The sequence below is a fragment of the Chloroflexota bacterium genome (genome assembly GCA_016197225.1).
Lineage (GTDB): Bacteria > Chloroflexota > Anaerolineae > Anaerolineales > VGOW01 > VGOW01.
In genome coordinates this window covers 1-14792 of record JACPWC010000103.1, presented here as the reverse complement: position 1 = coordinate 14792, position 14792 = coordinate 1, and the positions used below count along the sequence as shown (strand labels likewise).

At 58.9% G+C, this 14792-nt stretch carries 12 protein-coding genes; 7 read left to right on the top strand and 5 right to left on the bottom strand.

The annotated features are described in order from the left end of the window. The first annotated feature begins 55 nt into the window (after window positions 1–55). The 4 genes from HYZ49_17395 to HYZ49_17380 all read left to right on the top strand — a co-directional run bounded on the left by HYZ49_17395 (window position 56) and on the right by HYZ49_17380 (window position 5536). Window positions 56–1372: a bifunctional folylpolyglutamate synthase/dihydrofolate synthase gene (locus HYZ49_17395; protein MBI3244061.1), complete on the top strand. Its 1317-nt coding sequence runs from the start codon at window positions 56–58 to the stop codon at window positions 1370–1372. Between the two features lie 60 nt (window positions 1373–1432). Continuing rightward, complete coding sequence (gene lon, locus HYZ49_17390) at window positions 1433–3967, top strand: endopeptidase La (protein MBI3244060.1); 2535 nt, start codon at window positions 1433–1435, stop codon at window positions 3965–3967. Between the two features lie 187 nt (window positions 3968–4154). Next, a complete protein-coding gene (locus HYZ49_17385; protein MBI3244059.1) occupies window positions 4155–4625 on the top strand; it encodes an SLATT domain-containing protein in 471 nt (156 codons plus the stop codon). A 197-nt stretch (window positions 4626–4822) separates the two neighbouring features. After that, window positions 4823–5536: a hypothetical protein gene (locus tag HYZ49_17380; protein ID MBI3244058.1), complete on the top strand. Its 714-nt coding sequence runs from the start codon at window positions 4823–4825 to the stop codon at window positions 5534–5536. 128 nt (window positions 5537–5664) lie between these two features. Here the strand turns inward: HYZ49_17380 and HYZ49_17375 are convergent, their stop codons facing one another. After that, window positions 5665–5877 (bottom strand): HNH endonuclease, encoded by a 213-nt coding sequence (locus HYZ49_17375; GenBank protein ID MBI3244057.1) that lies wholly within the window; start codon window positions 5875–5877, stop codon window positions 5665–5667. Window positions 5878–5879: 2 nt separating this feature from the next. Here HYZ49_17375 and HYZ49_17370 point away from each other — a divergent pair, with 2 nt between their 5' ends. The 3 genes from HYZ49_17370 (at window position 5880) to HYZ49_17360 (ending at window position 8189) form a co-directional block, all read left to right on the top strand. Then, window positions 5880–6704 (top strand): alpha/beta hydrolase, encoded by an 825-nt coding sequence (locus HYZ49_17370; protein ID MBI3244056.1) that lies wholly within the window; start codon window positions 5880–5882, stop codon window positions 6702–6704. A 109-nt stretch (window positions 6705–6813) separates the two neighbouring features. Beyond that, on the top strand, window positions 6814–8064 hold the full coding sequence (locus HYZ49_17365; GenBank protein ID MBI3244055.1) for a YcaQ family DNA glycosylase: 1251 nt from the start codon (window positions 6814–6816) through the stop codon (window positions 8062–8064). Continuing rightward, window positions 8061–8189 carry a DUF1905 domain-containing protein gene (locus HYZ49_17360; protein MBI3244054.1) on the top strand — a complete coding sequence of 43 codons (129 nt, stop codon included), beginning with the start codon at window positions 8061–8063 and terminating at the stop codon, window positions 8187–8189. The genes HYZ49_17365 and HYZ49_17360 overlap by 4 nt, the downstream gene beginning before the upstream one ends. A 12-nt stretch (window positions 8190–8201) precedes the next feature. On the opposite strand, the gene mfd is transcribed toward HYZ49_17360, so the two are convergent. The 4 genes from mfd to HYZ49_17340 all read right to left on the bottom strand — a co-directional run bounded on the left by mfd (window position 8202) and on the right by HYZ49_17340 (window position 14441). Next, complete coding sequence (gene mfd, locus HYZ49_17355; protein MBI3244053.1) at window positions 8202–11717, bottom strand: transcription-repair coupling factor; 3516 nt, start codon at window positions 11715–11717, stop codon at window positions 8202–8204. A 72-nt stretch (window positions 11718–11789) separates the two neighbouring features. Then, window positions 11790–13001, bottom strand: coding sequence for a YcaQ family DNA glycosylase (locus HYZ49_17350; protein ID MBI3244052.1), 1212 nt, complete (start codon window positions 12999–13001; stop codon window positions 11790–11792). A gap of 89 nt (window positions 13002–13090) precedes the next feature. Next, window positions 13091–13735 (bottom strand): aminoacyl-tRNA hydrolase, encoded by a 645-nt coding sequence (locus tag HYZ49_17345; GenBank protein ID MBI3244051.1) that lies wholly within the window; start codon window positions 13733–13735, stop codon window positions 13091–13093. 70 nt (window positions 13736–13805) lie between these two features. Beyond that, entirely contained in the window at window positions 13806–14441 is a 636-nt protein-coding gene (locus HYZ49_17340) for a hypothetical protein (protein ID MBI3244050.1), read from the bottom strand. Window positions 14442–14792: the final 351 nt, after the last annotated feature.

The window sequence follows — 14792 nt, the reverse complement described above, 5'->3', positions numbered from 1 at the left end:
TTGACGACCTCCTGCATTGTAACCCAAGAGTGGTAGAATCCCGGCTCGTCAAACAATGGACTACCAGCAAACGCTCGATTACATCTACAGTTTTGTTGATTACGGCCTCAAGTCGCGCTACAAGTATTCGCCGGAGACATTCGATTTAACGCGCATGCGGACGGTGCTGGCCCGGCTGGGCGACCCGCAACGAAAACTGCCCTCGGTTCACGTGGCAGGCACCAAAGGCAAAGGGTCGGTGGCGGCCATGGCGGCCTCGGTGTTGCAGGCGGCGGGTTACAAAGCCGGCCTCTATACTTCGCCGCACCTGCACGATTTCTGCGAGCGCATTCAGTTTGACGGCGAGCCGATCCCGCCGGAGGCGCTGGCGGCCCTGACCACCGAACTTAGGCCCCTGTTTGACTCAGCGGCGGACATCACCACCTTTGAGATTACGACGGCGCTGGCCCACGAGTGGTTTGCCCGCCAACACGCCGACTTCGCCGTGTTTGAAGTTGGCCTGGGCGGGCGGCTGGATGCGACGAACGTGTTGTATCCCAATGTGTGCGCCATCACTTCGATCAGCTACGATCACACCCAATTGCTTGGCAAGACTCTGCGCGAGATCGCCGAAGAGAAGGCCGGCATCATCAAGCCCGGCGCGCCGGTGGTGTCGGCCCCTCAGCAGGATGAGGCCGCCGAACGAATCGTGGCGATTGCCCACGAGCGCGGGGCGCGGCTATGCCTGCTGGGCCGCGACTGGTTTGTCGAGCGTGACGGCTTTTCACTGGCCAGCCAGCGATTTGAAATTTGGCGCGAGGGTGGGCCGCGCCGCGAGTTTGAGATACCGCTGCTTGGCGCGCACCAGGTGGACAACGCGGCGGTGGTCGTGGCGCTGATCGAGGAGTTGCGCGGGCAGGGCTTTGCCATTTCAGAAGAGGCGATTAGCCGGGGACTGGCGCAGGTGAACTGGCCGGGCCGTTTTGAAATCTTCCGGATCGGCGGCAAAACGGTGGTGCTCGATTGCGCTCACAACCGCGACTCGGCGGCCAAGCTTGTGGCAACTCTGAAAGAAAACTTCCCCGGCGCGCGCCCGGTTTTGATCTTCGGCGCTTCGAATGACAAAGACATCAGCGGCATGTTGGCCGAGCTGTTGCCAATGACGGCGCAGGTGATCGTGGCCCAGGCCGATCATCCCCGGGCCAGCGACGCGGCGCAACTGGCCGACGACATCCGCGCCGCCGGAGTTGCGCTTTTGGTCAATATCGCTCATACTGTGCCGCAGGCTTTGGCCGAGGCTCAACGCAGTTCCGAACCCTTAATTCTGGTCACCGGCAGTATCTTTTTGGTGGCCGAAGTGCGAGCAAAACTCAACTCGATTTTGGATTTTTGATTTTAGATTGTGGATTCCTCTGCTACAATCCAAAACCCAAAATCCCAAATCTAAAATTCAATGCGAGATCAGAATTCCGAGTTTGACGATTTTGAAGACGATATGCCCGACTGGCTGATGCACGCCGAGTTCGCCGAGTCGATGCGCAACCGCGCCGAAGAATTGGCCGACGTGCCCGAAGCGGCCCTGGACGACGAGGGGCTGATCGAATGCCCGGCCCTGCCTTTGCGCGACATGGTGCTCTTCCCGCGCATGATCACTCCGCTGTTGGTGGGCCGCGAAAAGTCGCTGGCCGCCGTGGCCGCCGCCAACGCCAACCGCGAAACCGTCATTGCCCTCACCCAACTTGACCCGGAAGTCATCGATCCTGAAGCCGACGATCTTTACACCATCGGCTCCGAGGTGGCGGTTGGCCGCACGTTGAGGATGCCGGACGGCACGACCTCGGTGCTGGCTCAGGGACGGCGGCGGGTGGAAGTCGTCGAGTTCACCCAGATCGAGCCATACTATCGAGTCAAGGCTCGGGTCATTTTTGAGTCGGTTACAAAGTCACGCGAGACCGAGGCCCTGATGCGGGCGGTGCTGGAACTGTTCAAGCGGGTCGTCAACCTCAACCGCAGTATCCCGGAAGAAGCCTACGTCTACGCTATGAACGTGGACGAGCCGGGTTGGCTGGCCGACATGATCACCTACACCGTCAACCTGAGCGTGGCCGAGAGCCAGACGATTCTCGAAACCGTCAATCCGCTGGCGCGTTTGCAGCGGGTGAGCATTCTGCTGGGCAAAGAACTCGACGTGCTGGAGCTTGAGGATCAGATCACGTCGCAGGTGCAGTCGGAGGTGGACAAGTCTCAGCGCGAGTATTATTTGCGCGAGAAGATCAAAGCCATCCAGACGGAACTGGGCGAGGGCGACCTGTGGACGCAGGAGCTGAACGAACTCAAGGAAAAGATTGCGGCGGCGGGCTTGCCCGATGAAGTGAACAGAGTGGCGCTGAAGGAAGTGGAACGGCTTCAGCAAATGCAACCCATGTCGCCGGAGACGGGCATGATTCGCGCCTACCTCGACTGGCTGGCCGAGCTGCCCTGGTGGAAACGGACCGACGACAACTTGAATCTGGCCCACGCCAAAACGATTCTGGATAATCAGCACTTTGGTTTGCCCAAAGCCAAAGACCGGATTCTGGAATACATGGCCGTGCGCTCGCTGGCGAAGGATCGGGTGCGTTCGCCCATCTTGTGTTTCGTCGGGCCGCCCGGCACTGGTAAAACTTCTCTGGGCAAATCCATCGCCGAAGCGCTGGGCCGCAAGTTTGCGCGGGTGTCGCTGGGCGGCGTGCGCGACGAGGCCGAAATTCGCGGCCATCGCCGGACGTACATCGGCGCCCTGCCGGGCCGCATCATTCAAACCATGCGCCGCGCCGGAACCGCCAACCCGCTATTCATGCTCGACGAGATTGACAAGATGAGCCAGGACTTCCGGGGCGACCCGGCCTCGGCCCTGCTCGAGGTGCTTGACCCTGAACAGAACCACGCCTTCCTCGACCACTATCTCGACGTGCCGTTCGATCTCTCGAAGGTCATGTTCATCACCACGGCCAATTATCTGGGGGCGCTTCCCCCGGCGTTGCAGGATCGGCTGGAAGTGATCGAGTTCTCCGGCTACGTCGAAGAAGAGAAACTGGAGATCGCCCGCCGCTTCATCATTCCCCGCCAGGTTGAAGAGAACGGGTTGGCCGACACCGGCTTTGAGTTTAACGACCGAGTGCTAAAAACGGTGATGCGCGAGTACACTTACGAAGCCGGGGTGCGCAACCTGGAGCGCGAGGTGGCCAACCTGTGCCGCAAGCTGGCGCGACGCAAGGCCGAAGGCAAGCCGTTGCCCAGGCGAGTGACGCCGGCCAGCCTGCACAAGTATCTTGGCCCGCCTCAGTACACGCCGCCCGAGTCCGACCGGGCTGACGAGGTGGGCGTGGCCACCGGCATGGCCTGGACGGAAGCCGGCGGCGACACCATGCCGGTTGAAGTGACGCTGATGAGGGGCAAGGGCAACATGCAAGTCACCGGCCAGGTCGGCGAAGTGATGCAAGAGTCGGCCCAGGCCGCGCTCTCGTACCTGCGCTCGCGGGCCAGGGCGCTCGACATTGACGAGAACCGCTTCGAGAAGACCGACGTTCACATTCACGTCCCGGAAGGCGCGATTCCCAAAGACGGCCCCTCGGCAGGCATCACCCTGGCCGCCGCCCTCATCTCGGCTTTCACCGGGCGCAAGGTGCGGCGCGACGTGGCGATGACGGGCGAGATCACGTTGCGTGGCCGCGTCCTGCCGGTGGGCGGCGTCAAAGAGAAGGTGCTGGCCGCGCACCGGGCCGGGTTCAAGTTGGTGATCTTGCCACGCAAGAATGACAAGGACCTGATTGACGTGCCCAAGAATGTGCGGCGCGATTTGAAGATCGTGCCTGCCGAGCGCATGGACGACGTGGTGGCCGCCGCCCTGTTCCCGCCCCTGGTTCGCCGGGGCCGCGTTGAGGCCCACAAGGCCAAACGCTCCCTCAAACACAAGCCGCGCCCGGCGGCGCGAACGGTGGTGAACTGAAAGAGCAAAGACGCAATTCGATGGCTGGCCGACCGACGGTGGCTGCCGACCTGAGCCGGAGACGATCTCGTACACGGCGCGCCGCATGAATCCTTAATCGTTGGGCCGCTCGTCAAGTGTCACTGAGGGAATCACCGTTCACTGATTGCATAACCACCAAATTGCGTTGCAAAGGAGCTTTGCTTTTATGGCAGACGAACTAAGAAAAACTCCCGTTCAAGAAAAAGCGGAATTGACCAAGCGAAAAATCGAAGATGCCATACAGTACACATCTGCCACGAAACGCGCTAACCGGCGAAACGCTTCCTTTATCAAAGTATTTACTATCTTCTTGTCAGGCACCGCTACTGTGGTATTGGGTCTCCAAATCACAGGATTGGAAAAGTGGTTCAAAGATATTGCCTTTGTTTTCTCTACTTTAATTACCTTGTTTGCGGCCTTAGAGCCATATTTCAATTACCGAGCATTGTGGGTAGAACATGAACTTGCTCTATCCCGTTTTTATCGGCTTCGAGATGAACTGGAATACTACGTGGCTGGAACTGAGTTGGATAAACTGAGCGAAGAAAAGCTTAACGAGTTTTACAAGCGATACCAAGAAATATGGAACGAACTCAGTACGGCTTGGATACAGCATCGCAAAAAGGAACAGTCGTAGATTCTCCATCAAACGTCTATGGCATAAATCAGCGACAGGCTTTATAAATATGGGTGCGGCCCAACACTGCATGAACCCGACGAGTGCCACTAACGCGTAAATCATAGTCGGCTGGAATGCCCCGCACTTGCGGGTTATGCTGGCCGTTGGGCGCGTTAAACACGCGGCAATTGATTAGACAAATACTTGTAGCACAAATGGATGATAGTTCTTGGTTGAATCGGATTGGTATTACTCTCAACTTCCTTGCAGGTTTCATGCTCGCGCCCGAATTGATTGGACTCGAACGGCTCAACCGGATAGAAATTGGTCTCGAGACAGTTTTTCGGAACTCGCAGATTTTTCTCAATGGCATTCGTGAAAGAATAGAACTCGAAACGCCAAGTTTTGCGAACCTTTTGCTTCGACTACTTACGGCAATTGCTATTATTCTCATCGTAATCTGGTCAATTTTTTCCCGTAACTATTACATCATCGTTACGGCCCTTGTGCTCTTGTATTGCGCGTTGGTTTTGGTCAATCTTCTATTGATGAACCTGTTGATGCGCGTGCCAGCGGCTCTCAAAGCCAGCAAGGAAAGCCACCAAAACATTCTCGGCAAGATATTGCTATTCTTGCAAGTCTTCGGAAGTCAGCGCATCTCGCTTTGGCGTACTATCCGAACAATCCACGTCGCCCTACTTATTACTCCATTTTACTGGCTACCCTTGTCGCCTCAAGTGGTTTCTTTTCTTGTGTTGAAACTTCTAGTCGCGCCACTGCTGGTAATAATTCTGCTTCTCCCTATTAAGATAATAGGCTTCGCAATAAGCAGGCTGGAAGGTGAAGAAATAGTGCGCGCATTTGTCGTATGGTGGGGAGTCACTTTCTTTATCATAGGCAATATGCTTCAACTAATTGCAACTTTCTGAACATTGGGTTTGCGCCTAAGTTATGGTTGGCAGAGGGATCGCTCTCTGCCGCCACTTCTCCCCTTCGGGCCGTGCGTGAGACCCTTCGGCAAGCTCAGGGCAGGCTTTCGCCTCACACGGCTCTTCAGTCAACGGGTCTTTGTCCATAGATACGACGCTCCGGCGTGAATCAAATCATGGCAGTGACCATGCACCAGCGCCAGATTGGTATAGGCGTTGTTAGTGCGGTTGCGGTCTCGATGGTGAACTTCGAGAATACCTAAAGTGTCTGGCGTTGCCCGCCCCGCGGCTGATGCTGGTCGTTGGGCCGCTAAAACAGGTGCTCGAATCAGGACAGTCATCAATGCCACAGACTATCGCCCAAACGGCAAAGGGTCCGATTGAATACCGCCTCGAAGGCAGCGGGCCGACTGTTCTTGTCTTGATGGGCGGGCACTGCAGCCGCGAGAGTCGGCTTTCACACGAACAATTGACAGAGTATGGTTTCTCAGTTCTGACGCCCTCACGTCCTGGCTATGACGACACCCCCTCTGACGTGGGCAGAACAGCACAAGAAGCGGCGGATGCACTCGCCGCTTTGCTCGATACGCTTCAAATTCCTGCAGTCGATGTGATTGGTATTTCCGCCGCCGGCCCAACCGCGCTGGCATTCACGCAACGGCACCCGAACCGGACGCGCAAACTGATCCTGGAGTCTGCAATGGCGACGGATTGGGATGAGCAAACCAAGCGGCGCTCACGCCTAGTATTTGGACGCGTCGAAAAGATCACTTGGGTAGCCATGCACATGATGGTGAAACTCTTTCCAACCATGGTGATCAAAGCCTTGATGCATGATCTAACTGTTCTCAATGTTGACGCGGTCGTTAAGCGGCTCAGCCCACGCGACTTGGCCTTTATCACACGTATGATCCAAACGTCCCAGTCAGGAACGGGGTTTATGAATGACATTGAACACCGGGTGACGGACTTGGCTGCAATTACCAAGCCGGTTTTAGTCATGTATTCGCCCAATGACAAAACCGTGTCACCGAAGAACGCCCGGCGAGTGGCTAACGACGTGGCGACTTGTGAACTTTACGAAGTGGCGTCAGAGACTCACCTGATCTGGATTGGCCCGTCGGCGAATGATGTATGGCGAAAGCGGCTATCTTTTCTCAGGTCATAATCTGACTATGCCTGCTGAACCGTAACAGGCGGCCCAACCCTGCATGCAGCGGATTTGGCTTCGCCCTCCGTTCCGCTGACGCCTGCCGTTGGGCGCTCCATAGGCCATCATGCTGACCATCAACATTGACACCGCCCGTCGCTTCATCCTCGGCAAGCAGGGCTTGTGGCCCGGGCGGCGCTGGCGCGGCCTCAAGGGCACGGAGCAGGCCATGCGCGCGATGGAGTACCTGCAACTCGACCCGTTGCAAATCATCGCTCGCAGCCATGACATTACACTGCACAGCCGCGTGCTCGATTACCGGCCCGGCATGTGGGAGGATGTGGCCTACCAGAAGCGCAAGTTCTTTGACTGGGGTGGTTGGCTGGCTACCCGACCGATGGACGAACTGCCGTACTGGCGCGTGGTCATGCGCCGCGAGCGGGATCGTGGGCCTGATGTTGACACGCGAATCCACAAAATGGCCCGCGACCACGCCGAGGCCATCGTCGAAATGCGAACCATTTTGCACGAGCGCGGCATCGTGAACAACCGCGACTTCGAGATGGCAACGCGGACACGGACGCAAAGTTATCGCGGGCGCAAGGACAGCACGTTAGCTTTGTATTATTTGTGGCGCACCGGAGAAGTGATGACGCACCACCGCGAGAACTTCGAGCGCGTATACGCACTCACGGAAGCGGTCGCGCCGGCGCATCTCATTCGCGAAAGCGACGAGGCCGAAGCGGACCGCTTCTTGATCAAAAAGGAGGTCAGCTTCTCCGGCCTGTCGCGGCTAAACCGCACGAGTGATTCGTGGCAACGCGGCGTGCCATTTAGCAAAGCCAAGCAGATACTCGAGGCGATGTTGGCTGACGGCGACATCATCGAGGTACAGGTGGAGGGCTGGAAGGCGGTGCATTACGCGCTCAATAGCGACGCCAAGGTGCTACACGATTTGAGTGCCGGGCGCGTGCCGAAGGCGTGGACGCCGTTGGAGACGACCACGACTGAAGAGGTCGTCTTTCTCGCACCGCTCGATCACGTCAGCGCACGCGGGCGAGCCAAAGTTTTATTCGGCTTCGACTACGTGTGGGAGGTGTACAAGCCAAAGCACCAGCGCCGGTTCGGCTACTACACATTGCCGATTTTGTGGGGCGACCGGCTCGTCGCGCGATTCGACAGCAAACTCGACCGGACGACCAACACGTTCGTCATCCTGGGCTTGTGGTTGGAGGGTAAGGCCCTCGGCAAAGATGAGGCATTTGCGGAGGCATTGGCTTGCGGGTTTTCGCGCTTCGTCACTTTTCTCGGTGCAAGCAAGCTGGATGCAAAGGCGATTCGCGAGCCGCTGCTGCGCCGACGCGCATGCTCGTCATGAGTGTCTCTCGATACTCTGTTTTCCCAAAAGAGGGTCGCTATCTTGTGCCCATTAAAAAGAGCGTTCAAAAATCGGAAAATCTTGGCGTAGGCGTCAGTGTGGTTATTCAGGTCGAAGTTGCTTAAAGACCAAAATATTTAGCCCTCAACAAAAACCTTCCCCAACGATTCCAGTGCGCTAACCAACTGCTCGCGCCACGCTTCGCGGTTTCGCGCCTCATCTGAAGCGCGAGGCAACCAGGCCTTGCCTTTGCTCATGCGCGTGCCGGGGCCGAGCGCGCCGCTCACGCTGGCCCGGCCTTCGTCGCTTTCCCACAACCGGCTTCGCAAGACAATCTGCCCGTCTTCGCTGGCAACGCCTTCAATGCCGGCTTTGTAGGCCAATAGTTTGACGCGAATCAAAAACAACAAACTCTCCACCGGCCTCGGCGGTTGCCCAAACCGGTCGGCCAGTTCCGCCGCGATCTCGTCCAGTCCCGCTTCATCTTTGATCTCGGCCAGCCGCCGGTAAAGTTTCAAGCGCAAACTCCGGTCGGGCACATAATCCGACGGAATGGAAGCCGGGAGGGGCAGGTCTACGGTGGTCAGGCTGAGGTCGAAGTCGAGCGGCTTGTCTCTGCCGTTGGCGCGGCCGCCGGCTTTGAGTTGCTTGACAGCCTGGGCCAACAGCCGGGTGTAAAGGTGAAAGCCGACGGCGGCGATTTGGCCGTGCTGGCGCGGCCCCAGAATGTCGCCCGCGCCCCGCATCTCCAGATCGCGCATGGCAATGCTGTAGCCCGCGCCCAGTTCGGTTTGCTCGGCAATGGTTTCGAGCCGCTGGCGGCCCTCGGGCGTCATGCGGTGGTGCTTGTCGTGGAAGAAGTAGGCGTAAGCGCGGTTGGCCCCGCGCCCCACGCGCCCGCGAAGTTGGTAGAGCTGGGCCAGGCCAAACGTGTCGGCCCGATCCACGATCAGGGTGTTGGCGTTGGGGATGTCGAGGCCACTTTCGATGATGGACGTGCAGAGCAGAACGTCTATCTCGTCCTGGGTGAAAGCCGTCATGGCCCGTTCAAGTTCGTGTTCGTTCATCTGGCCGTGGCCGACGCCGAGGCGGGCCTCCGGCACGAGCTTCTCCAGTTTGTGTTTGACGATGTTGATGGACTGCACCCGGTTGTGGACGAAGAAGATTTGCCCACCGCGATCCAGTTCGCGCAGAATGGCCTGGCGCACGGCGCGCTCGTTGTAGGGGCCGACGTGAGTGATGATCGGCAAACGCTCGTCGGGCGGGGTGTTGATCATGCTGATGTCGCGGAGGCCGGCCAAACTCATGTAAAGCGTTCGCGGGATGGGGGTGGCCGTCAACGTCAGCACGTCCACTTCCGTCCGCATCTGCTTGAGCCGCTCTTTGTGAGTCACGCCGAAGCGTTGCTCTTCGTCAATGACCAGCAGGCCCATGTCTTTGAACTGCACATCTTTGGAGATCAGACGGTGGGTGCCGATGACGATGTCCACCTGGCCGACGGCCAGCCCTTCGATGATCTTTTCCTGTTCGGCGTGAGAGCGGAAGCGGGAGAGCATTTCCACTTTCACCGGGTAGGCCGCCAGCCGCTGGGCGAAGGTGTTGTAGTGTTGCTGGGCCAGCACGGTGGTTGGCACCAGCACGGCCACCTGCGTTCCGTCGTTGACGGCTTTGAAGGCGGCGCGCAGGGCCACTTCGGTTTTGCCGTAGCCCACGTCGCCGCAGATCAGGCGATCCATCGGACGTGGACGTTCCATGTCGGTCTTCACGGCGGCGATAGCCTTGAGCTGGTCGTCGGTTTCAATGTAGCCGAACGAGGCCTCAAGTTCCTTCTGCCAGTTGTTGTCGGCGCTGAAGGCCCGGCCCGGCGCAAGTTCGCGTTTGGCGTAAAGCTCCAACAGTTCGCTGGCCACCTGCTCGGCGGCTTGCTGGGCGCGGGTTCGGGTGTTGATCCATTCCGACGTGCCCAGGCGCGAGAGGGCGGGTTCACTTTCGTCGGAGCCGATGTACTTGGTGAGCCGGTCGGCCTGAATGATGGGGACAAAGAGATCGTCGCCGCCGTCGTATTGAAGGTGAATGTATTCGCGCTCACTGTTTTCGATGGAGCGCTTGACTAGGCCCAGGTAACGGCCAATGCCGTAATCAATGTGGACGACGAAATCGCCGGGGTTGAAGTCGGCGTAAGCATAAGCGGCCTCGGGCGTTTCGGCGCGCTCGGTCGCAGTGCGGCGGCGGCGCGGCTCGGGCCTGGCCCAGCCGAAGATTTCGGAGTCGGTTAGAAGCTGGAAGTTAGAAGTTGGAAGTTGGAGGGTGAAGCCGTCGGCGAGTGTGCCCTGGACAAAGGTGACGGGCGCAAGTTCAGTGAGGTCTTCGACGGGGACAAGCGGCTCGTTGTGTTCGTTCCACAGTTCGGCCAGGCGGGCGGCCTGACGGGTGACGACGATTGCTGATTGCTGATTGCCGATTGTGGATTGGAGATGATCGAGGACTTGTTTGACCTGGCCGCCGAAGCGGGGGCCGGGGGAGAAATGATCGCCCAGGGAAACCGAATCGGCGGTTGCCACTTCATCTTCCAGCCGCCCCAGGTGGATCAACGGCAGGCGGGTGAGATCGTCTTGCAAGTCCGACCAGGAGAGATTGGGCGCAGGGAAGTCGCGGGTGATGAGGCCGGAGTCAATCGCGTCGGCGCGAAGTTCGAGGGCCTGCGTTTCGAGTTCGTTGACGGTGTCGGCGAGCGCGCTCCAGTCGTCCACGAAGACGAGGGTGTTATCGGGCAGATAGTCGAACAAGCTGGCCGAGGCGGTGTGCAATAGCGGCAGATAGTATTCGATGGCGGGGAAGGCGACGCCTTGCGCCAAACGCTCAAAGTCGGCGGCCAGGTCGGACTCCGGGTTGGCCGCCAACCCGGAGAGAGGCGGCCCGTTCTTAGGCAAGGCTTCTCGCGCCGGGCTGACGATGACGGCGTCCACATTCTCGCCCGATCGTTGAGTCGCCGGATCGAAATGCCGCAGGTGTTCCACTTCATCGCCGAAGAGTTCGATGCGAGTCGGGAGCGAGTCGGCAGGCGGCCACACGTCCACGATGCCGCCGCGCCGCGAAAATTGGCCGGGTTCGACGACGATGGTTTCGCCGGTATAACCGGCTCCGGCCCAGTTTTCAAGCAGTTTGTCGAGGCGGACGGATTGTCCGGCGCGCAGGGGCCGGGTGGCGGCAGTGAAGTCGCGCCGGGGCAAAGTGCGGGTGAGGAGGGCGCGGGCGGAAGTGATAGTGAACAGTGATCGGTGATCAGTGGTCAGTGCGGCGAGGGTGGCAATGCGCTGGCGGATGGTGCGCGGCCCCCAGGGGGCGTGTTCGTAGGGCAGAGGGTTTGGTTCAGGAAAGAAATAAGTGGAAGGGGGGTCGCTGGCCACTGGCCACTGTTCACTGTTCACTGGCCGAAGCCAGGCGAGCAGTTCTTCGTTGAAAAGCAGGGCGCGATCACTGCGGGCGGTGATGAGAAGGGCGGGGCGATTGAGGTCGGTTGCGAGGGCGGCCACCAGGGGTAGGCGGGCGGCGCGGGGGAGACCGAGGGCCAGCGAGTCCCGCCCGGCTCGCTGGAGCAAGTTGGGATATTCGGGCAGGGCGCGGAAGGCGGCGAGGAGGGCGGAGAGGTTCATCTCAAGACGTATTGCGTATTTCGTATTGCGTAGTGTGTAACCCGCCGAACGCACTACGCAATACGAAATTGCTTAGCGCAACGCCTTTTTCCATTGCTCCGGCACGTTATTGGCGTAGATGATTTCGTTCGCGCCGAGGAAGCTGGCGAGTTCTTCGATGGCCTGGGCGACGGGTTTGCCGGATTTGGGAGCGTTCGGTTCGGCGTAAACGGCGTTGAGGGTCAGGCGCTCGTTCTCGCGATCCATCGCCGGGTCCACCCGGCCAATAATCTGGTCGCCGTGCAAAATGGGCAGGACGTAGTAGCCGTACTTGCGTTTCGCTTTCGGTGTGTAAATCTCAATACGGAAATCAAAGTTGAAGAGTTGCTCGGTGCGCGCCCGGTCGCAGATCAGGTTGTCGAAAGGCGAGAGAAGTGTTGTGCGCCGCGAAGCGTGCCAATCGCCGTTTGCCAGGTCGTCAAGCAGGGGCAGGTCGTCGTCGTGAATGAACCACTCGCCGGGCAGGCCGCTCACCTGGGCGCGATGGATGTTGCCTTCGGCTTCCAGTTCGGCTAGCACGTTTTTCAGGCCGGGATAACTGCCGCGAGTGAAGTGATATTTGATGTGGCGGATCGTGCCCACGCCGAGCGCCTGAATGGATCGCTGGGCGGCGCGGCGCACCACCTCGCGCTCGGTCAGCCGGTCACGCGGCGTCCAATCCGGCAAGCAGCGTTCGCTCAAGTCCCACAGCTTTTGAATGCCCTCGCGCCCAGCTACCATGATCTTGCCGCCGATCCACAAATGATCGAGCATGCGGCTGGTGTTGCGGCCCGATGTCCAGCCGGTAGAGACCCAGGCCGTCGGGTGAATGCCGTCTTCTTCAAGGTGGCGCGAGGGGAGCGGCCCGTGACGGCGGATCCGGTTGAGCACATATTGCTGGAGCTTTTTATTTTGCGCCGTCCATGTTTGCACTCGGCCGCTCCAGCCGGGGTGGCGCATGAAGTGGTTGAAGATGGGGTAGTCTTCGGTTAGGACGATAGAGGCACAGTGCGCCCAGTATTCAAACAGTTGTCGCTCTTGCCAGAGGAGGGTGTCGAGATGAGCCAGGTTGTACGGGCCAAGGCGGCTAAACAAAACAAGCTGATGACTGCGGGCGACGACGCTGATCGGGTCGAGTTGAAGACATCCCAGATCGCGAACCACGTCCATGATGCCATTGGAGTCGGGGGCCGGGCGGGGGCCGGCGAGGCGCTGGCGGGTGATGGCGAGGCGGCGGGCGAGGGTGGGAGACAGGGTGAGGGTCATTGGCTAGGTGGTTGGGTGGTTAGGTGGTTAGGTGGTTGGGTGGTTGGGTGGTTGGGTGGTTGGGTGGTTGGGTGGTTCGTGCTAGCGGGTTAGATGGCTGGGTTGTTGGGCGACTGAGGCCGCTCTTTTTGGGGCTTGGGTTCTTCGTCAGCCTTGTCGTTGTCGGCAGAGCCGTTGAATTTGTTCATGGTTGCCACAATGCCTTCTTTGATAAAGACTTCAATCGCCTGCACAGCTTTGTCGAGCGTCATGTCCATCACTTCGGCGTCGAATTCTTTGAAGTCTTGCAGGACGTAGTCGGCGGGGGTCATGCGGCCCGGCGGGCGGCCAATGCCCAGCCGCAGGCGCGAGAATTTCTGCGTGCCGAGGTGCTGGATGATGGACTTCATGCCGTTCTGGCCCGACGAGCCGCCCTCGGCCCGCAGGCGAATCGCGCCGGGCGGCAGGTCGAGTTCGTCGAAGCAAACGAGCAGTTGTTCCAGCGGCACGTCGTAGAACTTGACGAGCGAGGCCACCGATTCGCCGGAGAGATTCATGTAGGTTTGCGGCTTGGCCAGGACGACCGAAGCTTCGCCGATTCGGAGCGACGTAATAAGCGCCTTGCTCTGCCGTCGGGTGAAGGCGGCCTGGTGCGCTTTCGCCAGCCGGTCTACGGCCATGAAGCCGACGTTGTGGCGGTTGTAGATGTAGTCGCGCCCCGGATTGCCGAGGCCGACGATTAAGTATTTGGTCATGCGAAATGTGCCAAACGTCAAACGACAAACGTCAAAGCGGTTTGACGTTTTACGTTTGTCGTTTGACGAGTTACGGTTTCTTGCTGTCGCTGATGATGCGCCTCAGCCAGCGCAAAATCGGGCGTCTGATTTTATCACGGAGAGAGGCGTAGAGGCCGAGGAAGATAAAGACGCCAAAGGTCAGATAGACGCCATTGCAGAAGGCTGAGGTGTAAGGCGAGAGGTCGAACGAAGGTGACGAAGGGGAAACAGGGGAAATGGCGGGAAATGGAGAAGAGGCGAAAGTTGGAGCGAACGTGGCGGTGGGCAGAACCGGGGTTGAGGTCGGGGTGGCGGCTTCACTCGTGGCGGCGGGGGCCGCGGTGGGCGGGGCCGTGTTCTGGATTTTGATCCCGCGCACGATCGTTTCTTCAGGCGTGTCCGTGCCGCTGGCAAAAACGCGCAGGCGGATCATGTAAACGCCGTCGGAGATGGAGGTGGTGTCCCAGGCGGCCAGGAGGTTGTCGGTAATCTGAGTTTCGGAGGGCGGCTGGAGTTCGAACCAGGTGTCGGTCGGGCTGGGATCGTAGGCGAAGGCAATTTCGTAGCGGATGAATTGCGGGTGCGAGGCGGTGCCGGTGATGTTGACCACGCCGGCGACGGTTTCGTTTGAGGCCGGCGAGGTAATGATGGCGATGGCTTGCAGGAGGGCGAACAGCAGATTCATATTTTGCTGGCACTTTGTAGTTGTAAAGCCATTAGTCCCACCACAGCCTGATAGTGGCCAAACCGTTTTTCTGAAATTTGGACTCAACTTGATAATTATGGTGGGCCAAAGGAGCAAACTTACGCAACCACCGGCTGAAGCTTGCTTTTTGGCCTTTCAGTAGACTCTTAAGTTGGAATTCAATGGTGTTTTCATCAGCCGCGAGAATATCTAGTTCGTGTCCAAGAAATCACTTTTCAACATAAGGCAGCAGGACCCCGCGCCGATGCTTGATCAAAAATTGCGCGATGGTCGCCAGATTATTAGCAATGACTCCCCAGCCCACCCAGCGTTCCATCCCGAGGTCGCCAT

Coding starts and splice junctions, on each gene's coding strand:
- HYZ49_17375 (MBI3244057.1), bottom strand. CDS start 5,877: ATGACTGTCCTGATTCGAGCACCTGTTTTAGCGGCCCAACGACCAGCA.
- HYZ49_17350 (MBI3244052.1), bottom strand. CDS start 13,001: ATGACCCTCACCCTGTCTCCCACCCTCGCCCGCCGCCTCGCCATCACC.
- HYZ49_17385 (MBI3244059.1), top strand. CDS start 4,155: ATGGCAGACGAACTAAGAAAAACTCCCGTTCAAGAAAAAGCGGAATTG.
- mfd (MBI3244053.1), bottom strand. CDS start 11,717: ATGAACCTCTCCGCCCTCCTCGCCGCCTTCCGCGCCCTGCCCGAATAT.
- lon (MBI3244060.1), top strand. CDS start 1,433: ATGCGAGATCAGAATTCCGAGTTTGACGATTTTGAAGACGATATGCCC.
- HYZ49_17370 (MBI3244056.1), top strand. CDS start 5,880: ATGCCACAGACTATCGCCCAAACGGCAAAGGGTCCGATTGAATACCGC.
- HYZ49_17395 (MBI3244061.1), top strand. CDS start 56: ATGGACTACCAGCAAACGCTCGATTACATCTACAGTTTTGTTGATTAC.
- HYZ49_17345 (MBI3244051.1), bottom strand. CDS start 13,735: ATGACCAAATACTTAATCGTCGGCCTCGGCAATCCGGGGCGCGACTAC.
- HYZ49_17360 (MBI3244054.1), top strand. CDS start 8,061: ATGAGTGTCTCTCGATACTCTGTTTTCCCAAAAGAGGGTCGCTATCTT.
- HYZ49_17365 (MBI3244055.1), top strand. CDS start 6,814: ATGCTGACCATCAACATTGACACCGCCCGTCGCTTCATCCTCGGCAAG.
- HYZ49_17380 (MBI3244058.1), top strand. CDS start 4,823: ATGGATGATAGTTCTTGGTTGAATCGGATTGGTATTACTCTCAACTTC.
- HYZ49_17340 (MBI3244050.1), bottom strand. CDS start 14,441: ATGAATCTGCTGTTCGCCCTCCTGCAAGCCATCGCCATCATTACCTCG.